The organism is Rhodococcus sp. MTM3W5.2 (assembly GCF_001984015.1).
Taxonomy (GTDB): Bacteria; Actinomycetota; Actinomycetes; order Mycobacteriales; family Mycobacteriaceae; genus Rhodococcus_G; species Rhodococcus_G oryzae.
Genome location: NZ_CP019572.1, coordinates 1,700,898 through 1,722,409, shown reverse-complemented (window position 1 = coordinate 1,722,409; position 21,512 = coordinate 1,700,898). Strand labels below are relative to the sequence as shown.

Sequence of the window (21,512 nt, the reverse complement as noted above, 5' to 3'; positions counted from 1 at the left end):
AGGCAACCGGGGGCGCAGTGCTGTGCGCACATTATCCTGATGCCATGGCAGACCTTCCCGAGATCCGCATCGGCACCGCCGAACGTGAGCAGGCGCTCGCGCAGCTTGGTGACCACTTCAGCGACGGCAGGTTGACGGTGACCGAGTTCGACGAGCGCAGCGCAGTGATCGCCGCCGCCACCACCCGCGGTCAGCTCGACCAGGTGTTCGCGGATCTGCCAACGACGGCGGTCCCTGCCGCCACAGCGCCCGCGCCTGCCGAACGTCGCTTCCAGCCGGACTGGTCCGGCCGGCTGATGGCCGTCATCCCGATCGCCGCGCTGATCCTGTTCTTCGTCACCGGCAGCTGGCTGTGGTTCCTGGCCGTCCCCGCGGCGGGCGCCCTGCTCTTCGGAACCGACCGCGAACGCAAGGAACGCCGGCGTCGTGATCGGCGCAACGACCGAGAGGACCGCGACTGATGGAACCGATCGAGGTCAACGCGGGCGCCTGGTACCTGCGCGCGCTACGCGCCGACGAGCGGGTCGACGACCGGCCCGCGCTCGCCGACGGCGGGATCGACGACCCGGACTACGTCGCCACCCGCACCGCGCAGTGGGCGTCCGACGAGCACTACTCATGGGCGGTATGCCAACCGAATACCGGCGAGCTGCTCGCCGAGGTGGGCCTGACCCTGGACGGGCGACGGGCCGTGTTGGCCGGCTGGGCCCGCGCCGGGCACGAGGACGCGCTGAGCACCGCGACGACGGTCATCCGCAGGTTCGCCGAGGGCGCGTTGGAGCTGACGGTTACGTGAGCAGGTTCGTGCGCAGCGTCTCCCGGTCCGCCGCCGAGATCCCGAGACCGTCCGCGAAGTAGCTCTCGAAGTCACCGAAGCCGGAACGAACCTGCTCGATCGCGGCCTCGAGGTAGGGCCTGCGCACACCGAGGATCGGCAGGAGGAGGTCCGGGCTGCCGCCCGCGGCACGGAACTTGTCGAAGACCGGCTCGAACGAGGGCAGCAGCTGCTCGTTGGTCAGCAGGTAGTCCGCGAACGCGTCCTCCTCGCTGACCCCCAGGAACAGCAGCAGCGAGGCGGACGCCCAGCCCGTCCGGTCCTTGCCGGTGGTGCAGTGGATCAGCGCAGGCGTGCTCTGCGCCCGCGCCAGGTCCGTGAACAGCGTGCGGTAGGACGAGACCGCGCTGGGCAGGGTGACGAACTCCCCGTAGACCTTGAGCAGGAATTCGTTGGTGTCGCCGGTGCCGAGCAGCTGCTCCGCCACCTTCGGATCGGTGAGGATGTGCTGCATCATCGCAGGGGCCGCGCTCGGATCGGTGTCCGCGAGGACGTCCAGCGCCACCTCCTTCGCGCCGCTCGGGGCCCGGTCGGGCAGCAGCTCCCGCTCGGACTCGGTCCGCAGGTCGAAGACCGTGGTGATCCCGAGGGCGTCCAACGCGGCGACGTCACCGTCGGCGACGCGCCCGAGGTCGGTCGACCGGTAGACGACGCCGGTCCGGACCCGGGCCCCGTCCGCCGTCTGGTAGCCGCCGATGTCGCGCAGGTTGGGCACCGAAGCGATGGGAATGGCGGCGCCGACCGTGGAAGGAGTGCTCATACCAGCACGGTAGACCACGGCCCCGCGCCGCTCTCAGACCCGCCCGTAATTTCGTTCGATGTTTGAACGGATTTCATGGATGCCCGCCTTCTCGGCGATCAGTCGCGCGATGGCAGCGTCCAACTGCCGACTCCGTTCGTCGCGCTTGACCAGTACGGCCTCGCGCTCGCCCGCTGGAGCGTTCGGCTCGTCACCGCACACGATGTGCAGCATCGAGGCCGCCTCAGACAACGTCAGACCCGATGCCAGCAGGCATCGGACATCGTGAACCGTCTTCGGCGAACAGGATCTCGCGCACTACCGGCAGGCGGGCGCCATCCCCGCAGACGTGCTGCGCGAGCAGCGACTACTGGATTCCGCCGACGTGGTCGTCGCCCTCTTCCCCGTGTACTGGTGGGCCATGCCCGCCCTGGCCAAGGGCTGGATCGACCGCGTGTTCACCCGTGGCTGGGCCTACGACGACGGCCCGGACGGCGGTCCGAGCGCGATCGACCAGCTGCACTTCGTCGGGGTCGCCGCCGTCGACGAGGGCACCTACGATCGGCGCGGCCCCCGAGAGGCGATGACCACCCAGCTGCAGCACGGTATCGCCGGATACTCCCGGATCGAAGAATCGTCCGTGCGGCTGCTCTTCGACGCCGAGACGGCGGATCCGCACGTGCACGAACACCTGATCGCCGAGGGCAACAAGATCGGCGCCGACATGGCGCGACGCGCGCAGCTCGTCTTCGATCGGGACCACGAGGCCCGAGCTGAGTATTGACTGAAATTTCAGTCAGGTATGATTTGCTGGTCAGTGCGAAGAGACATCGATCTAGGAGTCATCGAGATGCAGAGACGTCGGTTCATCCAGGCGAGCGCGGTCGCGCTCGGCGGCCTACTCCTGAGCGGCTGCGACGACGACGCATACTCCTCCGCCTCCGGAGGCAGTGGCGATGATGATCAACGCACGTGGGTGATGCCGGAGGAGGGACAGCCCCACAAGCGGACCTGGATGGCGTTCGGCGCGAGCGAGGAGATCTGGGGAGCCGCCCTGCTGCCGGAGGTTCGCAGGAACCTGGCGACGATCGCGCAGACGATCGCGCAGTTCGAGCCCGTGTCGATGCTGGTCCGCCCGGACGAACTCGACCTCGCCCGCGAGCTCATCGGCCCTCCCCGGTCGAGCTCCTCGCCGCCCCACTCGACGACCTGTGGATGCGCGACACCGGTCCGGTGTTCGTCAAGGGCAACGGAACGCGGGCCGGGATCGACTTCAACTTCAACGGCTGGGGCGAGAAGCAGGACTACGACCGGGACGCGCGCGTGGCGGGCTTCGTCTCCGCCAGCGCGGGCGTCGAATCGTTGCCAACGGATCTGATCCTCGAGGGCGGCGGGATCGAGGTCGACGGTGAGGGAACCGCGATCATCACCGAGAGCTGCGTCCTGAACAACAACCGCAACCCGGGATGGTCGAAGGCGGACGTCGAAGCCGAACTGGGCCCGCTGCTCGGGCTCGAGAAGATCATCTGGCTGCCCGGCATCGCGGGCAAGGACATCACCGACGGTCACACCGACTTCTACGCCCGCTTCGCCCGCCCAGGGGTGGTCGTTGCCGGGTTCGACCCGGACCCGGACTCGTTCGATCACGACGTGACCGCACGCCATCTCGACATTCTCGAGACCGCAACCGATGCGCAGGGCCGAAGGCTCGAAGTCGTCGTCCTCGAGGCGCCGTCCACCGTCCGGCCGGAGTTCGAGTCGGACGACTTCGCGGCCGGATACATCAACTTCTACGTCTGCAATGGCGCCGTGATCGCACCGGAGTTCGGTGATCCCGAGGCCGACGGAGCCGCCCGACAGGAGCTCGAGCGCCTCTTCCCCGACCGGCGGGTCGTGCAGATCAACATCGACGCCATCGCCGCGGGCGGCGGTGGCATCCACTGCACCACCCAGCAGGAGCCCGAGTAGGAACCGACCATCCGTAAAGTGAGGACTCGTGCCCGACCGTCGAACACAGATCATGGAAGCCGCGGTCCGCGTGATCGCCCAGGCGGGCGTGCGCGGGATGCGGGTCGAGAAACTCGCGGCCGAGGCCGGTGTGTCGACCGCACTGATCTACTACCACTTCCACGACCGCGCCGGCATCCTGCGGAGTGCCCTCGAGCACATCAACGATCGGGCCGAGCGCTACGCCGGGGACGCGTTCGCATCGACCGACCCGCGCACTCAACTCGAACACATGCTTCTGCTGGAGATCCAGGGCACCACCGCCGTTCGGGAGAACAGCATTGCCTGGGGGAGCTGAGAGCAAGCGCAGTCTTCTCCGATGACCTGCGCGAACCGCTCCGTGCGACCACACAGGCGTGGGCGCACGATGCCGAGACCCTCATCCGCCGAGCGCAGACCGCCGGTCGCGCGGACCCGGAGGCCAACCCCGCCGACGCCGCCGAACGCCTCACCTCGCTCGTCGAGGGCCTGAGCGAACGCTGGCTCAGCGGCTCGATGGCCCTCGATCGAGCGCGCGAACTCCTCGCCGGCGCGATCATCGTCGAGCTCGGCCCGATCTAGCGCCGCGACCGGCGAGACGCCCTCCTACCCCAGGCCCCCGCGATCTGCCGGGTGGCGGCGTTGACCCGATTCCAGACGTTCACCGTGGCGATCGACAGGATCAGCGACGCCAGCTCCTGCTCGTCGTAGAGATCCGCCGCCTCGTCCCACACCTCGTCCGGCACCGCGTCCGCCCGATCGCTGAGCCGGGTGACCGCCTCGGCCAGCGCCAGCGCGGCGCGCTCGGCGTCGGTGAAGTACGGAGCCTCCCGCCACGCCGCGACGGCGAACACCCGCTCGTCCGACTCGCCGCCCTTCTTCAGCTCGCGGGCGTGCATGTCGACACAGACGCTGCAGCCGTTGATCTGGCTGGCCCGCAGATGGACCAGCTCGTGCGTGCTCTTCGGAACGGTGCCCTGCTCGCTCGCCTTGCCGAGCGCCAGCAATGCTTCCATCGCGCCGGGAACCACCATTGCCGGGTTTCCCATTCGTGCCTGCATAATGACCCCTCCAGTGTTGTCCGGGTTTTCGTCCGTCACAGTGATGACGGAACGCGACGGGGGAATGTGACAGATGGACGAGAACGACTCCTTGGCGCTGCGTTTCGAGGACCACCGCACCCACCTGCTGGCGGTGGGCTACCGGATGCTCGGCTCGTTCAGCGATGCCGACGACGCCATCCAGGAGACCTGGCTGCGCCTGAGCCGGTCCGAGGCCGACAGCCTCACGAATCTCGGCGGGTGGCTGACGACCGTCATGGGACGGGTCTGCCTCGACATGCTGCGTTCCCGCAAGGTCCGCCGCGAGGACTCCATCGACGACCAGCAGTTGCCCGATCCGATCGTCAGCGCGGTGGAGGGCACCGACCCCGAACACGAGGCGCTGCTCGGCGATTCCGTCGGCCTCGCACTGCTCGTGGTGCTGGACACCCTGACCCCCGCCGAGCGCCTCGCCTTCGTGCTGCACGACATGTTCGCGGTGCCCTTCGAGGAGGTGGCGGCCGTCGTGGGGAAGACCACCGCCACCACCCGGCAGCTCGCCAGCCGCGCCCGCCGCCGCGTCCAGGACTCGACCCCGGTACCCGATCCCGACCTCGCCAGGCAGCGGGAGGTCGTGGACGCGTTCCTCGCCGCATCCAGGGGCGGCGACTTCGACGCCCTCGTCGCCGTCCTCGACCCCGACGTGGTGCTCAGGGCCGACACCGGCGTCGGAATCCTGAAGGTGGTTCGCGGGGCGGAGGCGGTGTCCGCGCAGGCGCTCAGCTTCGCCCGGTTCGCCCACTCGTCCATGCCGGCGCTCGTCAACGGCGCGGTCGGAATGGTCAACGCCCCGGACGGCCGGCTGCAGTCGGTCATGGCCGTGACCATCACGAACGGCCGGATCGTCGAGATCCACATCCTCGCCGATCGCCCGCGCCTGGAGCGCCTCGAGCGGGAGGCGGCCAGGGGCTGACGCGCTACCGGCTCACTACCCGATCGAGCGCGTCGACTGCGGCGTCGAGTTCGGCCACCGTCACCGTGAGCGGTGGCCGGAATCGGATGCCGCGCTCCCCCGTCCCGAGTATCAGCACGCGCTCGTCTTCACGCATCTGGGTGACGACGGCGTCGCGCCTGGCGGTCGAGTCCAGCGTGCACGCGCACATCAGCCCCCGGCCGCGGGGGTCGGTCACGATCGGGTGCCGCTCGGCCAGATCGACGAGCCGCGAGAGCAGGTGCGCGCCGAGCAGCCGAGCCCTGTCGATCAGCCGGTCTCGTTCGATCACCTCGAGGATGCGGCGGGCCCGGACCATGTCGGCGAGGTTGCCGCCCCAGGTCGAGTTGATCCGCGAGGCCACCCGAAACACGTTGTCGGGCACCTCGTCCACCCGGCCACCGGCCATGATCCCGCACACCTGCGACTTCTTCCCGAACGCGACCACGTCGGGCGCGAGCCCGAGCTGCTGGTACGCCCACGCGGTGCCGGTCAGCCCGACGCCGGTCTGCACCTCGTCGAGCACGAAGAGGGCGTCGCGCTCGTGGCACAGCGCCGCCATCTGCTGGAGGAACTCGGGCCTGAAGTGGTGGTCCCGCCCTCGCCCTGGATCGGCTCCGCGATGAAGCAGGCGATGTCGTCGGGATATCGATCGAACGCCAGCCGCGCCTGTGTGAGCGCCCGCTCGTCGGCCTCGTCCGCGTCGCGGCCGGGCTCGAGGTAGGGGGCGTCGATGCGCGGCCAGTCGAACTTCGGGAACCGCGCGACCTTGTTCGGATCGGTGTTGGTCAGCGACAGCGTGTACCCGCTCCTGCCGTGGAAGGCGTGGGTCAGGTGCAGCACCCTGGTGCCGAGCGCCGGATCGAGCCCGCGGGCCTCGTTCGTCCTGCTCTTCCAGTCGAACGCCACCTTGAGCGCGTTCTCGACGGCGAGCGCCCCGCCGTCGACGAAGAACAGGCGTGGCAGTGCCGGGTCACCGAGGACCCGGACGAAGGTGCGCACGAACTCTGCCATCGGCACGGTGTAGATGTCGGAGTTGCTTGGCTTGTTCACCGCGGCGGCGGTGAGCTCCGCCAGGAAGGTCTCGTCCGCCGCCAGGTCGGGGTGGTTCATACCGAGCGCCGAGGACGCGAAGAAGCCGAACATGTCCAGGTAGGTGGTGCCGTCACGCTGATCGACGAGCCGCCGCCCGTGCGATCGCTCCAGATCCAGGACCAGGTCGAAGCCGTCGACCAGCAGGCTCGCCCGCAGCACCTCGTGCACCTCGCCAGGAGCGAGGCCGGGGACGGGCCGAGAACGCCGGATCGCGGTGCTCATCCCTCAAGATTATGTTGATAATCCTGTCAAAGTCACTAGCAAGCGGAAAATTGTTTGGCAGTTAGCTAGTCACCGTAAAATGTTTGCAGAATGATGGTGCTGCGCGTCCGCACGTTCGCGGTCGACCGGATCTCCTGCAGGAGCGCCTCGAGCGCCCGGGGCGACGCCACTCGCACCAGCAGGACGTAGCTCTCCTCCCCTGCGACCGAATGACAGGCCTCGATGCCCGGGATGTGCTCGAGGCGGGCGGGCGCGTCATCGGGACTGGACGGGTCGAGGGGGTGATCGCGACGAACGCCGAGAGTTGGTTCCCCAGCGCTTCCGGATCGACCTTCGCGGCGTAACCCCGGATCACCTGGCGGGCCTCCAGCCTGCGCACCCGCGTCTGGACGGCCGACACCGACAACCCCGCCTTCTCGGCCAACGTCGCCAGCGTGGCCCTGCCGTCGGCGATCAGTTCACGCACCAACAGGGTGTCGATCTCGTCCAGTGTGTCCGGCACCAAGGCAGGCTAACTCAGCGGACACTGGAGCAGGCACCGACAGGAGGAACACCATGAACCTTCCCGACACCGAGACCCTGCGGACGATGGCCGAGGCGGCGTTGCGCGCGTGCGGTGCCCGCGACGAGCACCCGTCCGCCGACGGCACCCTGCTCGCCCGCACCCCGATCACCGGCGGAGTCCTGTGCCGGCTGACGCCGTCCACACCGGCGCAGGTCGCCGACGCCATAACCGACGCGCACGACGGGTTCCTCCAGTGGCGGACGGTGCCGGCACCGCAGCGTGGCGCGCTGATCCGACGGCTCGGCGAACTGCTGACCGAGCACAAGTCGGACCTCGCCACCCTCGTCACGCTCGAGGCGGGAAAGATCACCTCCGAGGCGCTCGGTGAGGTCCAGGAGATGATCGACATCTGCGAATTCGCGGTCGGCCTTTCCCGCCAGCTGTACGGCAGGACCATGGCGTCCGAGCGCCCCGGACACCGCCTGATGGAGACCTGGCATCCGCTGGGCGTGGTCGCGGTGATCTCCGCGTTCAACTTCCCGGTGGCGGTCTGGTCCTGGAACACCGCGGTCGCCCTTGTCTGCGGGGACACCGTGGTGTGGAAGCCCTCGGAGCTGACGCCGCTGACCGCGATCGCGTGTGATGCGTTGCTGCGCAGGGCCGCCGAGGACGTGGGCGCGCCCTCCGGGGTCCATCGCCTGGTCCTCGGCGCCGGTCCCGTCGGCGAGCAACTCGTCGACGACCCGCGGATCGCCCTGGTCAGCGCGACCGGTTCGGTCCGGATGGGCAGGGAGGTCGGGCCGCGGGTCGCGCAGCGCTTCGGCCGGTGCCTGCTGGAGCTCGGCGGAAACAACGCCGCCGTGGTCGCGCCGTCCGCGGACCTCGACCTTGCCGTGCGTGGGATCGTGTTCTCCGCGGCGGGCACGGCCGGCCAGCGGTGCACCAGCCTGCGCAGGCTCATCGTGCACTCCTCGATCGCCGACGAGACGGTCGAGCGGGTCGCCTCCGCCTACCGGCAACTCCGGGTCGGCAACCCGCTCGAGGCGGACACCCTCGTCGGTCCGTTGATCCGCGAACGATCCTGGGAGGCGATGACCGCCGCGCTGGACAAGGCCGGGGCGGACGGCGGCACCCTGGTGTGTGGCGGCGAACGGGTGGAGTCGGGCGGCGGCCACTACGTCTCCCCGCGCTGGTCCGGATGCCGGCGCAGACCTCGGTGGTGCGCGAGGAGACCTTCGCCCCCATCCTCTACGTGCTCACCTACGAGGCCCTCGACGAGGCGATCGCGCTGCACAACGATGTGCCGCAGGGCCTTTCGTCGTCGATCTTCACCATGGACCAGCGCGAGGCAGAGCGTTTCCTCGCGGCGGACGGCTCCGATTGCGGGATCGCCAACGTGAACATCGGCACCTCGGGAGCGGAGATCGGCGGCGCGTTCGGCGGCGAGAAGGAAACCGGGGGCGGCCGCGAGTCGGGATCCGATTCGTGGAAGGCCTACATGCGGCGCGCCACCAACACCGTCAACTACTCCGATCAGCTTCCGCTCGCGCAGGGGGTGAAGTTCGGGTGATCGACTTCACCCGGTCCTCGTAGTCCGCGCGTCCTGCCGGGTCGACGGACGTCACCGCCCGGTTCCCGCCGACGAGCCGGCGGATCAGGGTCAGCACCGGCTCCGGCGCGATGGCCAGACCCAGGTCGAGCGCGGCCAGATAGCCGGGCACCGGGGTCTGCGCCCGCCGCGTCGACACCGTGCGCACCACCGCCGCCGCGATGTCCTCGGGGTCCACCGTCGGCAGCCCCTTGCCGAGCGGGAGCCCGGAGGTCAACGTCGTCCGCACCGCGCTGGGCAGCACAGTGGACACGCTGACACCGTGTTCGGCGAACTCGAGCCGGGCGGTCGACGAGAGTCCCACGGCGGCGAACTTGCTGGCGTTGTACACGGCCAGCCCGGGGATCGCGATCTTGCCCGCGAGCGAGGCGACGTTGACGATGTGGCCCCGACCGCGTGCGACCATCGCGGGCGCCACCGCCCGCATGCCGTGGATCAGCCCCCACACGTTCACGTCGATCGTGGTCTCGCCGATCTCGTCCGGCTCGTCGAGGAAGGCGGCCACCGGCATCACCCCGGCGTTGCCGACCAGCACGTCGACGGCACCCAGGTCTGCCGTCACCGCCGTGACGCAGGCATCCCACGACGCCCGGGTCCGCACGTCGAGCGTGTAGGCCCTTGCCGCCGAACCGATCTCGGCCGCGACCTCGTCGGCCGCGCCGCGATCGAGGTCGGCGAGTGCGACCTTGGCGCCACGCGCGGCCATGGCGTGTGCGGTGCCGCGGCCGATACCGCGGCCGGCTCCGGTGATGAGGACGACGGCCCCGGCGAGATCGATCGCCGGGTACCGCTTCTGCGCTGTGAGGTTCATCGGGTCACCTTGTCTGTGGGGAGGTCCGTGGAGACCACGTACGCACGGTCGTCGAACTCGCCGAGCCGCGCACGCATCCGGTCGGTGGACCAGGGCCAGTTGAAGCTGTTGCGCCCGTTCACGTCCAGGAAGTAGCTCTGGCATCCACCTGCGTTGTAGACGGTGGTGGCCAGCGCCTGCTGCACCTCTGCGTTGAAGGCCGCCTGCACCTCCTGGCGGGTCTCCATCCGGGTCCAGTTGCCGTCCTTGGCCGCGGCAATCGCCTTCGCGAGGTATCCCAGCTGCGCCTCGAGAATCATGAACGCCGAGGTGTGGCCGGTGCCGAGCGCCGGGCCCAGCAGCACATAGGCATTGGGGAACCCGGCGATCGTGGTGCCGAGGTAGGCCTGCGGGCTGCCCTTCCAGTGTTCGTCGAGGCTGCGGCCCTCCCCGTCGAAGATCTTGCCGCCGATCGGCATGTCCAGGATGTGGAAGCCGGTGCCGAAGATGATCGCGTCGACCTTCCGCTCGGCACCGTCGGCCCCGACCACGGTGTTGCCCCGGACGGAGGCGACCGCGTTGGCGTGTACCTCGACGTTGGGACGGGTCAGCGCCGGGTAGTAGGTGTTCGACAGCAGCATGCGCTTGCAGCCGAGGGTGTAGTCGGGCGTGAGTGCCTTCCGCAGCTCCGGGTCGCGGACCTGGGCACGCAGCTGCGCCTTGCCGATCTGCTGCACGATCCGCAGGATCCACGGGTGCCGGAATCCGAGCCCGAGCGCCTCCATGATCGAGTACTCGATCGCCCGCAAGGCGCGGTGTGCCCCCGGAATCCGGCGCATCACCCAGCGTTCGGCCTTCGGCACGTGGTGGTCCGGCTTGGGCAGCACCCACTGCGCGGTGCGCTGGTAGAGGTGCAGCTCCCCCACACTCGGTGCGATCGCGGGCACGAACTGCACCGCGGAGGCGCCGGTGCCGACGACCGCGACGCGCTTGCCTGCGAGGTCGTAGTCGTGATCCCAGCGCGAGGAATGGAACACCTTGCCGCCGAAGGTGTCCAGACCGGGGATCGGCGGCACCAGCGGTTCGTTCCATGGCCCGACCGCCGCGACCACGGAGTTCGCGGTGAGCGTGCCCGTCGAGGTCTGCAGCACCCAGCGGTGTGCCGACTCGTCCCAGTCCGCGCGGATCAGCTCGGTACCGAAGCGCACGTGCGCGCCGACCCCGTGTTCGGCGGCGGTGCGGTCGATGTAGCGGCGGATCTCGTCCTGACCCGCGAACAGCCTGGTCCAGTCCGGATTCGGCGCGAACGAGAAGGAGTAGAGGCCGGACGGGACATCGCAGGCGCACCCTGGGTAGTCGTTGTCGCGCCAGGTGCCACCGAGCGAGTCACCCTTCTCGAGGATCGCGAAGTCCGTGATCCCCATCTGCCGCAGGGTGATCCCGGCGCCGATGCCGGAGATGCCTGCCCCGACGATGAGGACCTCGAAGTGCTGTTCCTGTGTCATACGAGTGCCTTTCGAGTCGTGCGCAGAGCGGCCTCCAGCGTGGCAAGACGCCTGCGGTCGTCCATGAAGTTCGGGCCCATCACGGCCAGGTCCTCGGCGGTGGCGTCGAGCCGGATGACCCGGGTGCCCGCCGCCTCGACGGCGGCCATCTCCGCGTCGAGGCCCGCGCTCATCCAGCTCCGCAGGACCAGTCGTTCCGCGCGGGCGGCGCCGCGGGCCCGGACGGGACCGGTGGAGGCCATCGGCGCCAGCACCACCAATTCGTCGAGTTCGAGCGGGGCGAGCAGGTCTGCGGAGGCGGTCGAGGCGGCGCCGCCGTCCACGTAGCGGCGGCCCTTGATCCGGACGGGTGGCATCCAGCCCGGGATCGCCCACGACGCACGGAGTGCCTGCGACAGTGTCGCTTCCGGCGCACCGGGTGAGCCGAACGCGACGCGGGCTCCGGTGTCGTAGTCCATCGCGACGAGCCAGGTCGCGGGGTGCGGGACCCAGGAACGGTCGGGGTTCAGTCGCACGGCCAGCCGGTGCAGCCAGGAGGCGTCACCCCCGCCGGGCGGCAGCAGCCCGCTCAGTGCCGTCACCGGCGCCACCTCACGGCGCAGGCCCGCGCGCACCAGCTTCGGCGAGCCGAGCCCGAGTCGAGGCAGCGGCGGCACCCGGCCGGGCGCGTCCGCCAGGTGATCCCGCAGCGCCGGATGGGTCGCCTGCTCCCCCAGTTGCATCGCCAGGATCTCGTCCACGCCCACCCCGCTGCCGAGCATGGCGACCAGTTCCGCGCCCGCCGAGGTGCCGACGAGAACGTCTGCCTCGCGGGGATCCCAGCCGAGGCTGTCGCGGACCGCCACCAGAGCCGCGACGGTCCAGGCCGCGCCGAGGGTTCCGCCGCAGCCGATGACCAGGCCGCGACGAATGTGTGTGTCACTCGAAGTCATATTCAGAAACTAGCAGTATTTGGATACGATGGGTATACCAAGAGTGAGAATTTCTCGAGAGGACCGCAGATGGCACGCTTGACCAGGTCGGAGAGCCAGGCCCAGACCAGGACGAATCTGATCGCGACCGCCCGCGACCTGTTCCTCGCCGACGGATACGCCGCGACCTCGCTCGAGAAGGTCGCCGAGGAGGCCGGCTACTCCAAGGGCGCTGTGTACTCCAACTTCCGCAACAAGAACGAGCTGTGTCTGGAGGTGCTCCAGCTCATCCACGTCACCAAGGGCACCGAGATCGCCGAGGTGCTGTCGAGGCAGGTGCCGCTGGAGGAGCGGCTGACGGCGTTCGAGGACTGGGCACAGCGCACGCTCGGCGACGTCGGCTGGACGACGCTCGAGTTCGAGTTCATGGCGCTGGCGCGCCACGACCCGGAGCTGCGGGCGGCGCTGGCATCGAGCCTCGGCACGACTCGCGCAATGGTGGCCGCCATGCTCGGCACCCTCGTGGAATCCCGCGAGGTCACCCTGCCGATGTCGGTGGAGGACGCCGCGAGCAGCATCCTGAGCATGGGCATCGGCCTCGGCATCCAACGCGCCATCGACCCCACCCTCTCGACCGGCATCATCACCCGCAACCTCCGCGCGCTTCTCACCGCCACCGGCTCCGCGGATCTACCCTCACAGGCGTGACGAACTGGCCCGAGCTCGCGCGCGAGATCGCCGACGACGTGCTCTACCCCGCCGCCGACAGCGTCGACGCCGACGGCGAGATCCCCCTCAGTCACTTCGAGGCGCTGGCCGCGGAGGGCTTCTACGGCCTCGCCGCGCCGCCGGAATTCGGCGGACCCGGGCTCGGCATCGACGACCTGGTGACGGTGGTGGAGACACTGTGCGGCGGCTGCCTCGCCACATGTTTCACGTGGATGCAGCACCACGGCGTGGTCGCGGGGCTGGCGTCGAGCCCGAATCATGATCTGCGCGATGAATATTGGGACGGATTGATGGACGGGTCGGTTCGCGCAGGCGTCGCCTTCGCCGGCGCCATCCCACAGCCGCCCCTGCTGTACGCGCGCCGCGTCGACGGCGGGTACGTGCTCGACGGTGTCGCGCCGTTCGTGACCGGCTGGGGCATCGTCGACATCCTGCAGCTGAGCGCCCGCGACGAGTTCGACGATTCGATCGTGCACGCCATCGTCGACGCGGTCCCCGGCCAGGGTCTGTCGGTGGAGGAGCTACCGCTGATCGCCGCGCGCGGGAGCAACACCGTCCGGATGCGGTTCGACGGCTTCGAGGTGCCGGACGAACGGGTGAGCAAGGTGGTGACCCAGGAGGAATTCGCGGCAGGCCAGGGATTCGGGTCCTGGCTCAACGCGTGCATGGCGATGGGCGTCGCCCGGCGCTGCCTCACCGAGCTCGGCGAGCGGGGGGTGGACACCACTGGATTCGCGTCGGAGGCGACGGCCGTTCGGGCGAATCTCGATGCCGCGCTCGGCGGCCGGTTCGACCTCTTCGCGGCGCGGGCCCAGGCCTCCGAGCTCGCGCTGCGGGCCGCCGCCGCGTTGGTGACCGCGACGGGCAGCTCCGCGGCCGTGAGCGGAGCCACCGCCGAACGGCTGATGCGCGAGGCCACGCTGACCCTGGTGGCTGCGTCGAGGCCGCAGATGCGAGCGGCGTTGCTCGGCGAGCTCGGGGCGGACGCCGCCACCACCTGAATCGTCCCGACGCGGCGGCCGATCGCCGCTACCCGCCTGCGCCGATGACGGTCCTGAGGGTGGCGAGCTGCTCGGCGCTGAGGTCTGCGGGCTGCAGGACGGCGTTCCATCCGTCGACGTACTCGCTGGTGTACTTGTGCCCGTGACCACCAGGGACGCCCGTGGAGAACGGTAGGTCGGCGGTGATCTGCCAGAACGTCACGAACGGTATCCAGACCATGTCCTCGAGCACGTCCCGACCGGGCGGCTGAGCGATCCAGTCCGGCTGGTTCAGGATCAGGTTCGGGCTCCACCAGACGATCGGGTCGGACGGATGCATCAGGTACAGCACCCGGGTGCCGTCCCACGGGCTCCCGCGGGAGGAATTCCGGCCTCGGGGTCGTTGCTGAACCGCACCGTCCGCCCGTCCTTGTAGACCGGCTCGACCTCGGGGCTGCCCGGCTCGCGCCGGTCGCTGAACTCGCGGAACAGCGTGTTGAAGTTGGGAGGGCCTGCGAACAACGTTCCCGAGGTGCGGTTGCGTAGGTCGTACTCACCGCTGAAGGCGGTCTCACCGCCGAACGAGCCCAGGCTCTCCCCCGCGACGAACAGCCGGGGACGGGCGTCCTGGGGCAGTTTCGACCACACGTCGTAGACCGCGTCGAACAGGTCGCGGCCCGCCTCCCTGGCCTTCGACTGGTCGACCAGGTAGGAAATCCACGACGGCAGGTACGAGTACTGGATCGCCACGGTCGCCGCGTCGCCACCGGTGAGGTACTCGAAGGAGTCCACAAGGGCCGGATCCACCCAGCCGCTCCCGGTCGTCGTCACCACGAGCAGATTGGCGCGCTGGAAGCCTCCGGCACGGCCGAGGTCCTCGACCGCCAACGCCGCCCTGGACTCGGAGTCCTCCGACGACGCCAGACCGGCGTAGGTGCGAATCGGTTCCTGGGCCGGGTGGTCGACGAATTGGCCGATCTGATCGCTGGACGGGCCTGCGCCGATGAAGCTGCGCCCCTGCCATCCCAGCGAATCCCACGGCACCACAGACCCGGGGCCGCCCGACCGCAGGCTGGTCGCGGGTTGCCGAACACCTTCCGGAGTCATCGTGTCGCGCAACGAGAAAGCCCCGTTGGCGACACCGACGAGGCCTCCGAGCAGCACTCCCGAGACGACCACGTAGACGAGTCCGGCAATGAGGAACCACCCGACGACGCTGGCCGCCCGCCGCCCGATCCACCGGTCGAGCCGCCGCGCGCTCCAGCGATACATGCCGCGAACGCCGCGCCCGACCGCAAGGAGCAGACAGAACACCACCGCCGCGACGACGGGTGCGAGAACCACGAGCGGAACGCTGTATTCGGTGACGCCCATCAACGCGCGGATCTGGTGCTGCCAGTACTGCCCGACCGCGAACGCGACGGCGAACAGCGTCACCGCGCAAACGAGGAAGACACTCCAGGAGCGACGTCCCGGACGCCGAGCAGATCGGTCGGCGAACGCGCGCCAGACGAAGGCCGCGAACACTCCCAGCCCATACCCGATCGCCGCAGTGATTCCGCAGACAACCCCCTGCAGGAGGCCTCCGCGCGGGAGCAGCGAGGGCGTGAACGACAGACACGCGAAAACGAGTGCGCCCCAGCACCCGGGAAGCGTGGCGTACAGCAGCTTCCGATGCTCAGCGGGCTCGGACGGCCCACCGTCGTCGACTCCGGCGGCGGACGGATCGTCCGGCGAATCCAGGACCTTCGACACCATGGCCACCTCCGCCTACCGCAACGGCTTCTCCCAGCCGGAGCTCGGAATCCAGGTCCATACCGCCCAGATGACGAATACATCGAGGGCGATGATCAGGCCGGCCCACCCCGGTGCGTAGGGAAGCCACAGGAAGTTGACCACGATCGACAGTGCGGCGATGACGATCGCCAACGTCCGCGCCCAGATCCCGGCCCTGAACAAGGCGACACCCACCAGCGCGATCACCACTCCGAGGGCGATGTGGATCCAGCCCCATGCGGTCAGATCCAGCTCGTAGGTGTACTCGGCGCCGACGGTGAAGACCTCGTCGTTGCCGACCGCGGCGATCCCCTGGAGAACCTGGAGCACACCGGCGGTGACGAGAAGCACCGCGGCCCCGATCGAGGCACCGGCCGCGACCTCCTGCTTGACGCTCGACCTCTCGGACATGACGGTTCACCTCTCCGGACTCGGATGCAGTACGCCACCCCTCAGTGTGCGCCCAGTGTCGGGGGCCCGAGGCACTATGGACACCATGGACACGGTGCTCGGCAGGTTCTCCGCCCCCACCCGGGAGTGGTTCGCCGGCGCCTTCCCCGCGCCGACCGCCGCCCAGCTCGGGGCCTGGGACGCCATTGCGGACGGCTCGCACGCGCTGGTCGTCGCGCCGACCGGATCAGGCAAGACCCTCTCCGCGTTCCTGTGGGCGCTCGACCAGCTCGCCACCCGCCCGCACGACGAGCAGCGTCCGCCGGGCACGACCGTCCTGTACGTCTCGCCGCTCAAGGCACTCGCGGTGGACGTCGAGCGGAACCTGCGCGCCCCGCTGGTCGGCATCACCCAGACCGCCAAGCGTCTGGGCCTGACGCCGCCGGAGATCACCGTCGGCGTCCGTTCCGGCGACACCAGCCCCGCGGATCGCCGTGCCCTGGTGCGCACGCCCCCCGACATCCTCATCACCACCCCCGAGTCGCTGTTCCTCATGCTCACCTCGGCGGCCCGCGAATCGCTCGCCACCGTGCAGACCGTGATCGTGGACGAGGTGCACGCCGTCGCGGCGACCAAACGCGGTGCACACCTGGCTCTCTCCCTCGAGCGGCTCGACATGCTGCTCCCCCGTCCGGCGCAACGGATCGGGCTGTCCGCGACGGTCCGCCCGCACGAGGAGGTGGGCCGCTTCCTCACCGGGTCCGCGCCCATCCACATCGTCTCGCCGCCCTCCCCGAAGACCTTCGACCTGACGGTGCGGGTGCCGGTCGAGGACATGACCGAGCTGGGGGTCACGACACCGGACGAGGACTCCGCTTCCCCGGCCCCGCAACAGGGTTCGATCTGGCCGCATGTGGAGGAGCAGATCGTCGACCTGGTCCTCGAGCACCGGTCCTCGATCGTGTTCGCCAATTCCCGCCGGCTCGCGGAGCGGCTCACCGCCAGGCTCAACGAGGTGTACGCCGACCGCCTCGGCGCCCCGGTCGAGACTGTGCACAAGCCGGCCTCGCTGATCGGCTCCACCACCGAGGTGGGGCACGGCGCCGAGGCGCTGCTCGCCCGCGCCCACCACGGCTCGGTGAGCAAGGACCAGCGCGCGCTCATCGAGGACGACCTCAAGTCCGGACGGCTGCGCTGCGTGGTGGCCACGAGCAGCCTCGAGCTCGGAATCGACATGGGCGCGGTCGATCTCGTCGTGCAGGTGGAGGCGCCGCCCTCGGTGGCGAGCGGGCTGCAGCGGGTAGGGCGGGCCGGACACCAGGTCGGGGAGATCTCCAGGGGGTGCTCTTCCCCAAGCACCGCACGGACCTCATCCACTGCGCGGTCACCGTGGAACGGATGACCGCCGGCCGGATCGAGGCGCTCGCGGTCCCGGCGAACCCGCTCGACATCCTGGCCCAGCACACCGTGGCCGCGTGCGCCCTCGACGAACTCGACGTCCAGTCCTGGTTCGACGCGGTCCGCCGCACCGGGAACTTCGCGACACTGCCCCGGTCCGCATTCGACGCCACCCTCGATCTGTTGGCGGGCCGCTACCCGTCCGACGAGTTCGCGGAGCTGCGCCCGAGGCTCGTCTGGGATCGCGACGCCGATGTCCTCACTGGCAGGCCCGGCTCCCAGCGGCTGGCCGTCACCTCAGGCGGAGCGATCCCGGATCGCGGACTGTTCGCCGTGTACATGGTCGGCGAGAAGGCATCGCGCGTCGGCGAACTCGACGAGGAGATGGTCTACGAGTCGCGGGTCGGCGACGTCTTCGCGCTCGGCGCCACCAGTTGGCGGATCGAGGAGATCACCCACGACCGGGTCCTTGTCAGCCCCGCCTACGGCCTGCCAGGCCGGCTCCCGTTCTGGCACGGTGACGGCCTCGGCAGGCCCGCCGAGCTCGGCGCGGCGCTGGGCGAGTTCCTGCGCGAGATGTCCCTCGGCGCGGACACGGATCTGCGGGCCCGCCTGGCCGACCAGGGCCTCGACGCGAACGCCACCCACAACCTGCTCGCCCTTGTCGAGGAGCAGCGCACCGCCACAGGACAGGTCCCCACCGACCGCACGCTCGTGGTCGAGCGGTTCCGCGACGAGCTCGGCGACTGGCGACTGGTGCTGCACTCGCCCTATGGCCTGCCGGTGCACGCGCCATGGGCCCTCGCGATCGGCGCCCGGCTGCAGGAGCGGTACGGGATCGACTCCGCGCCGACCGCATCGGACGACGGCATCATCGTCCGGCTACCGGACACCGAGGACGCCCCGCCCGGCTCGGAGCTGTTCGTCTTCGATCGCGATGAGATCGCGGACATCGTCACCGAGCAGGTCAGCAACTCCGCCCTGTTCGCGTCCCGATTCCGCGAGTGCGCCGCCCGTGCCCTGCTGCTGCCGCGGCGCAATCCGGGCAAGCGGGCGCCGCTCTGGCAGCAGCGACAGCGGTCCGCCCAGCTGCTCGACGTGGCGCGCAAGTTCCCGACCTTCCCGATCCTGCTCGAGACCGTCCGCGAGTGCCTGCAGGACGTCTACGACCTGCCCTCCCTCACCGCCCTGTTCGACGGCATCGGCCGCAAGCAGATCAGGCTCGTCGAGGTCGAGACGCCGTCGCCGTCGCCCTTCGCGGGGGCGCTCCTCTTCGACTACGTCGGCGCGTTCATGTACGAGGGCGACAGCCCGCTCGCCGAGCGACGGGCCGCAGCCCTTTCCCTCGACTCCACCCTGCTCGCCGAGCTGCTCGGCCGGGTGGAGCTGCGCGAACTGCTCGACGCCGACGTCATCGACCTCACCGAACGTGAACTCCAACGCCTGGTCCCCGACCGCAGGGCAAAGGATCTCGAGGGGGTCGCGGACCTGCTGCGTCTGCTCGGTCCGCTGACCGACGCGGAGATCGCCAGTCGGACGCACGGCGATGCCGCGCTCTGGGTCCGCGAGCTCGAAGCGCAGCGCCGGGCCATGCGGGTCGGCTTCGCGGGCGAGCAGTGGTGGGTGGCGATCGAGGACGCGAGCCGGATGCGCGACGCGCTCGGCGTGCCTCTGCCGATCGGCACCCCCGCCGCGTTCATCGAACCGGTCGACGACCCGCTCGGCGACCTCGTCGCGCGCTACGCCCGCACCCACGGACCGTTCTCGCTCGCCGACGCGGCCGCCCGGTTCGGACTCGGGACCTCCGTGGTCCGGGACGTGTTGCGCCGCCTCGCCGCCGACAAGCGGGTGCTCGAGGGCGAGTTCCGGCCCGCAGCCGCAGGCAGCGAGTGGTGTGACGCCGAGGTGCTGCGGCGGCTCCGGCGGCGCTCCCTCGCCGCCGCCCGCAGAGAGGTCGAGCCGGTCGAGCCGCCCGCGCTCGGCCGCTTCCTGCCCGACTGGCAGCACATCGGCGGTGGCCTGCGCGGTATCGACGGGGTGGCCGCGGTGATCGAACAGCTTGCGGGCGTACCGATCCCCGCCTCCGCCTGGGAGCCGATGATCCTGCGCTCGCGGGTGCGCGACTACCAGCCGGCGATGCTCGACGAGCTGACCGCAACGGGCGAGGTGCTGTGGTCGGGCGCAGGCGCGATCTCCGGCAGCGACGGCTGGGTGTGCCTGCACCCGGCCGATGCGGCGCCGCTGACGCTGGCCCCGCCCGTCGACACGGAGCTGTCCGAGCAGCAACGCCAGATCCTCGATGCGCTCGCGCCCGGTGGCGCCTACTTCTTCCGGAATCTCTCGGACCTGATCGGCGGGACCGACGACGCCGCCCTCGCGGCCTCGCTGTGGGACCTGGTGTGGGCGGGCCACCTGAGCAACGACACCTTCGCTCCCCTGCGTGCCCTGTTGTCGGGGCCCTCGCGCTCGACGCCGAGCCATCGGGCGCCGCGCCGAGCACCGCGGGCCCGGCCGTATCGCGCCCTCGCCCGTCCTGCGTTGCCGAGTCGGACCGGGCCGCCCACCGTCGGCGGACGGTGGTCGCTGCTGCCCGAACTCGAACCCGACCCGACCATCCGGGCACATGCGCGGGCGGACGTGCTGCTGGACCGGTACGGAGTGCTCACGCGGGATCGGTGGTCAGCGAATCGGTTCCCGGTGGCTTCGCCCTGATGTACACGGTACTGCGGGGCTTCGAGGACAGCGGGCGGTGCAGGCGTGGGTACTTCGTCAACACCCTTGGCGCCGCACAGTTCTCGACCTCCGAGGTGGTCGACCGGCTGCGGGCCTACGGCGACCGGGTCGGCCCGGCCAACGCACCCGCCGCGGTGACCCTCGCCGCGACGGACCCGGCGAATCCGTTCGGGGCAGCGCTGGCCTGGCCCGCCACCGCAGGCGGGCACCGGCCCGGCCGCAAGGCGGGCGCCCTGGTGGTGCTCATCGACGGGGAGCTCGCGCTGTATGTCGAGCGCGGCGGCAAGACCGTGCTCACCTTCACCACTGATCCCGGCGCCTTACACGGTGCCGCCGGATCGCTTGCCGCCGTGGTGGATCACGGCGGCGTCGACAAGATCGTCATCGAGAAGGTCGACGGCGAATCCGTGCACACCAGTCCCCTCTCGCCGGTCCTCGTCGAGGCCGGTTTCGCCGCGACTCCGCGCGGTCTCCGCAAGCGGGCCCTCCATGCCCGAGGGTGACACCGTCTGGCAGGTCGCGGGACAGCTCCGCGCTGCGCTACTGGACCGGCCGCTCACCGTCTGCGACATCCGGGTGCCACGCTTCGCGACCGTCGACCTCACCCCCGGACCGGTCGACGAGGTGGTCAGCCGGGGCAAGCACCTGCTGATCCGGGTGGGCGGGCAGACCGTGCACACCCATCTCAAGATGGAGGGCGCCTGGCACGTCTATCCCGAGGGCGGACGCTGGCGGCGGCCCGCATGGCAGGCGAGGATCCTGCTGGGCACCACCGACTCCCTCGCGGTCGGGTTCCAGCTCGGCATCGTCGAGGTCCTCGTCGCCGACGAGGAGGAGCGCGCGGTCGGTCATCTCGGGCCGGACCTGCTCGGCCCCGACTGGGACCCCGGTCGCGCCGCGACGAATCTCGCCACCGATGCCTGCCGCCCGATCGGCCTGGCCCTGCTGGACCAGCGCGTGATGGCGGGTGTCGGCAACGTCTACCGCAACGAGCTGTGCTTCCTGCGCGGGGTGCACCCGGCGACCCCGGTGGCCGCCGCGGGCGATCCGCACGCATGGACCGAACTCGCGCACCGACTACTGCTGGCGAACCGGGACCGCGCCGTGCGCATCACCACAGGAGACCGCCGCCGCGGCCGCACCACCTGGGTGTACGGCCGTTCCGGCAGGCCATGCCTGCGCTGCGGCACCCTCGTCATGGGCGGGGTCCTCGGCGACGGAACCCACGAAGCCGAACGGCAGATCTTCTGGTGTCCGCGCTGCCAACCGTCCGCCTGA

The 21,512-nt window shown here is 70.1% G+C and carries 17 protein-coding genes and 6 pseudogenes; 12 read left to right on the top strand and 11 right to left on the bottom strand.

The genetic code is table 11. The features are described 5' to 3' along the window. The first annotated feature begins 44 nt into the window (after nucleotides 1-44). Together BTZ20_RS07935 and BTZ20_RS07930 are read left to right on the top strand one after the other, a co-directional pair. Nucleotides 45-461 carry a DUF1707 domain-containing protein gene (locus BTZ20_RS07935; protein ID WP_077040984.1) on the top strand — a complete coding sequence of 139 codons (417 nt, stop codon included), beginning with the start codon at nucleotides 45-47 and terminating at the stop codon, nucleotides 459-461. Continuing rightward, nucleotides 461-796: a hypothetical protein gene (locus tag BTZ20_RS07930; protein ID WP_077040983.1), complete on the top strand. Its 336-nt coding sequence runs from the start codon at nucleotides 461-463 to the stop codon at nucleotides 794-796. Before BTZ20_RS07935 ends, BTZ20_RS07930 begins: the two co-directional genes overlap by 1 nt. On the opposite strand, the gene BTZ20_RS07925 is transcribed toward BTZ20_RS07930, so the two are convergent. Both BTZ20_RS07925 and BTZ20_RS07920 read right to left on the bottom strand, forming a co-directional pair. Continuing rightward, nucleotides 789-1,595 (bottom strand): tyrosine-protein phosphatase, encoded by an 807-nt coding sequence (locus BTZ20_RS07925; RefSeq protein ID WP_077040982.1) that lies wholly within the window; start codon nucleotides 1,593-1,595, stop codon nucleotides 789-791. The two genes, BTZ20_RS07930 and BTZ20_RS07925, sit on opposite strands and share 8 nt — an antisense overlap. 33 nt (nucleotides 1,596-1,628) lie before the next feature. After that, the gene (locus BTZ20_RS07920; RefSeq protein WP_077040981.1) at nucleotides 1,629-1,808 is read right to left on the bottom strand and encodes a hypothetical protein; all 180 of its coding nucleotides are present in this window, start codon (nucleotides 1,806-1,808) and stop codon (nucleotides 1,629-1,631) included. A gap of 73 nt (nucleotides 1,809-1,881) precedes the next feature. On the opposite strand from BTZ20_RS07920, the pseudogene BTZ20_RS07915 reads away from it, so the two are divergent. From BTZ20_RS07915 to BTZ20_RS27840, 4 genes and pseudogenes are all read left to right on the top strand, one after another. Then, nucleotides 1,882-2,358: pseudogene (locus BTZ20_RS07915) on the top strand (NAD(P)H-dependent oxidoreductase); the annotation flags it as partial. Between the two features lie 66 nt (nucleotides 2,359-2,424). Then, nucleotides 2,425-3,542 (top strand): annotated as a pseudogene (locus BTZ20_RS07910) (agmatine/peptidylarginine deiminase). Between the two features lie 28 nt (nucleotides 3,543-3,570). After that, complete coding sequence (locus BTZ20_RS27845; RefSeq protein ID WP_223263674.1) at nucleotides 3,571-3,879, top strand: TetR/AcrR family transcriptional regulator; 309 nt, start codon at nucleotides 3,571-3,573, stop codon at nucleotides 3,877-3,879. Continuing rightward, on the top strand, nucleotides 3,783-4,142 hold the full coding sequence (locus BTZ20_RS27840) for a TetR family transcriptional regulator C-terminal domain-containing protein (protein ID WP_223263768.1): 360 nt from the start codon (nucleotides 3,783-3,785) through the stop codon (nucleotides 4,140-4,142). The genes BTZ20_RS27845 and BTZ20_RS27840 overlap by 97 nt, the downstream gene beginning before the upstream one ends. Here the strand turns inward: BTZ20_RS27840 and BTZ20_RS07900 are convergent. After that, nucleotides 4,139-4,621: a carboxymuconolactone decarboxylase family protein gene (locus BTZ20_RS07900; RefSeq protein ID WP_077040979.1), complete on the bottom strand. Its 483-nt coding sequence runs from the start codon at nucleotides 4,619-4,621 to the stop codon at nucleotides 4,139-4,141. The genes BTZ20_RS27840 and BTZ20_RS07900 overlap by 4 nt on opposite strands. Before the next feature lie 73 nt (nucleotides 4,622-4,694). On the opposite strand from BTZ20_RS07900, the gene BTZ20_RS07895 reads away from it, so the two are divergent. After that, a complete protein-coding gene (locus BTZ20_RS07895; RefSeq protein WP_077040978.1) occupies nucleotides 4,695-5,573 on the top strand; it encodes a sigma-70 family RNA polymerase sigma factor in 879 nt (292 codons plus the stop codon). A 4-nt stretch (nucleotides 5,574-5,577) separates the two neighbouring features. Here the strand turns inward: BTZ20_RS07895 and lat are convergent. Next, nucleotides 5,578-6,908, bottom strand: a pseudogene (gene lat, locus BTZ20_RS07890) (L-lysine 6-transaminase). Between the two features lie 65 nt (nucleotides 6,909-6,973). Further along, a pseudogene (locus BTZ20_RS07885) lies at nucleotides 6,974-7,410 on the bottom strand (Lrp/AsnC family transcriptional regulator). A 53-nt stretch (nucleotides 7,411-7,463) separates the two neighbouring features. Between BTZ20_RS07885 and BTZ20_RS07880 the strand changes: the two are divergent. After that, nucleotides 7,464-8,983, top strand: a pseudogene (locus tag BTZ20_RS07880) (aldehyde dehydrogenase family protein). Here the strand turns inward: BTZ20_RS07880 and BTZ20_RS07875 are convergent. Genes BTZ20_RS07875 through BTZ20_RS07865 form a run of 3 tightly spaced genes read right to left on the bottom strand, consistent with a single transcriptional unit; the run spans nucleotide 8,934 to nucleotide 12,249 of the window. Beyond that, complete coding sequence (locus tag BTZ20_RS07875) at nucleotides 8,934-9,833, bottom strand: SDR family oxidoreductase (protein ID WP_077040977.1); 900 nt, start codon at nucleotides 9,831-9,833, stop codon at nucleotides 8,934-8,936. The pseudogene BTZ20_RS07880 and the gene BTZ20_RS07875 sit on opposite strands and share 50 nt — an antisense overlap. Continuing rightward, nucleotides 9,830-11,317, bottom strand: a complete 1,488-nt coding sequence (locus BTZ20_RS07870; protein WP_077040976.1) for a flavin-containing monooxygenase — start codon at nucleotides 11,315-11,317, stop codon at nucleotides 9,830-9,832. Before BTZ20_RS07870 ends, BTZ20_RS07875 begins: the two co-directional genes overlap by 4 nt. Beyond that, a complete protein-coding gene (locus tag BTZ20_RS07865; RefSeq protein ID WP_077040975.1) occupies nucleotides 11,314-12,249 on the bottom strand; it encodes a patatin-like phospholipase family protein in 936 nt (311 codons plus the stop codon). Before BTZ20_RS07865 ends, BTZ20_RS07870 begins: the two co-directional genes overlap by 4 nt. Nucleotides 12,250-12,318: 69 nt before the next feature. Between BTZ20_RS07865 and BTZ20_RS07860 the strand changes: the two genes are divergently transcribed. After that, nucleotides 12,319-12,936 (top strand): TetR/AcrR family transcriptional regulator, encoded by a 618-nt coding sequence (locus BTZ20_RS07860; RefSeq protein WP_077040974.1) that lies wholly within the window; start codon nucleotides 12,319-12,321, stop codon nucleotides 12,934-12,936. Continuing rightward, nucleotides 12,933-13,958 (top strand): acyl-CoA dehydrogenase family protein, encoded by a 1,026-nt coding sequence (locus tag BTZ20_RS07855; protein WP_077040973.1) that lies wholly within the window; start codon nucleotides 12,933-12,935, stop codon nucleotides 13,956-13,958. The genes BTZ20_RS07860 and BTZ20_RS07855 overlap by 4 nt, the downstream gene beginning before the upstream one ends. Nucleotides 13,959-13,986: 28 nt before the next feature. Here BTZ20_RS07855 and BTZ20_RS28965 read toward each other — a convergent pair whose 3' ends face one another. Genes BTZ20_RS28965 through BTZ20_RS07845 form a run of 3 tightly spaced genes read right to left on the bottom strand, consistent with a single transcriptional unit; the run spans nucleotide 13,987 to nucleotide 16,124 of the window. Then, nucleotides 13,987-14,289, bottom strand: a complete 303-nt coding sequence (locus BTZ20_RS28965) for an alpha/beta-hydrolase family protein (RefSeq protein ID WP_262982556.1) — start codon at nucleotides 14,287-14,289, stop codon at nucleotides 13,987-13,989. Continuing rightward, nucleotides 14,277-15,695 (bottom strand): alpha/beta-hydrolase family protein, encoded by a 1,419-nt coding sequence (locus tag BTZ20_RS07850; RefSeq protein WP_262982555.1) that lies wholly within the window; start codon nucleotides 15,693-15,695, stop codon nucleotides 14,277-14,279. The genes BTZ20_RS28965 and BTZ20_RS07850 overlap by 13 nt, the downstream gene beginning before the upstream one ends. 12 nt (nucleotides 15,696-15,707) lie before the next feature. Continuing rightward, the gene (locus BTZ20_RS07845; protein ID WP_077040972.1) at nucleotides 15,708-16,124 is read right to left on the bottom strand and encodes a hypothetical protein; all 417 of its coding nucleotides are present in this window, start codon (nucleotides 16,122-16,124) and stop codon (nucleotides 15,708-15,710) included. 85 nt (nucleotides 16,125-16,209) lie between these two features. Between BTZ20_RS07845 and BTZ20_RS07840 the strand changes: the two are divergent. Next, nucleotides 16,210-20,737: pseudogene (locus tag BTZ20_RS07840) on the top strand (ATP-dependent helicase). Continuing rightward, complete coding sequence (locus BTZ20_RS07835; RefSeq protein WP_077040971.1) at nucleotides 20,724-21,512, top strand: DNA-formamidopyrimidine glycosylase family protein; 789 nt, start codon at nucleotides 20,724-20,726, stop codon at nucleotides 21,510-21,512. Before BTZ20_RS07840 ends, BTZ20_RS07835 begins: the two are co-directional and overlap by 14 nt.

What these genes read in the sequence shown, in the direction of transcription:
- BTZ20_RS07895 (WP_077040978.1), top strand. Translation starts at nt 4,695, where the DNA reads ATGGACGAGAACGACTCCTTGGCGCTGCGTTTCGAGGACCACCGCACC.
- BTZ20_RS07860 (WP_077040974.1), top strand. Translation starts at nt 12,319, where the DNA reads ATGGCACGCTTGACCAGGTCGGAGAGCCAGGCCCAGACCAGGACGAAT.
- BTZ20_RS07835 (WP_077040971.1), top strand. Translation starts at nt 20,724, where the DNA reads ATGCCCGAGGGTGACACCGTCTGGCAGGTCGCGGGACAGCTCCGCGCT.
- BTZ20_RS07875 (WP_077040977.1), bottom strand. Translation starts at nt 9,833, where the DNA reads ATGAACCTCACAGCGCAGAAGCGGTACCCGGCGATCGATCTCGCCGGG.
- BTZ20_RS07925 (WP_077040982.1), bottom strand. Translation starts at nt 1,595, where the DNA reads ATGAGCACTCCTTCCACGGTCGGCGCCGCCATTCCCATCGCTTCGGTG.
- BTZ20_RS07850 (WP_262982555.1), bottom strand. Translation starts at nt 15,695, where the DNA reads ATGGTGTCGAAGGTCCTGGATTCGCCGGACGATCCGTCCGCCGCCGGA.
- BTZ20_RS07935 (WP_077040984.1), top strand. Translation starts at nt 45, where the DNA reads ATGGCAGACCTTCCCGAGATCCGCATCGGCACCGCCGAACGTGAGCAG.
- BTZ20_RS07870 (WP_077040976.1), bottom strand. Translation starts at nt 11,317, where the DNA reads ATGACACAGGAACAGCACTTCGAGGTCCTCATCGTCGGGGCAGGCATC.
- BTZ20_RS07865 (WP_077040975.1), bottom strand. Translation starts at nt 12,249, where the DNA reads ATGACTTCGAGTGACACACACATTCGTCGCGGCCTGGTCATCGGCTGC.
- BTZ20_RS07920 (WP_077040981.1), bottom strand. Translation starts at nt 1,808, where the DNA reads ATGCTGCACATCGTGTGCGGTGACGAGCCGAACGCTCCAGCGGGCGAG.
- BTZ20_RS07930 (WP_077040983.1), top strand. Translation starts at nt 461, where the DNA reads ATGGAACCGATCGAGGTCAACGCGGGCGCCTGGTACCTGCGCGCGCTA.
- BTZ20_RS07900 (WP_077040979.1), bottom strand. Translation starts at nt 4,621, where the DNA reads ATGCAGGCACGAATGGGAAACCCGGCAATGGTGGTTCCCGGCGCGATG.
- BTZ20_RS07845 (WP_077040972.1), bottom strand. Translation starts at nt 16,124, where the DNA reads ATGTCCGAGAGGTCGAGCGTCAAGCAGGAGGTCGCGGCCGGTGCCTCG.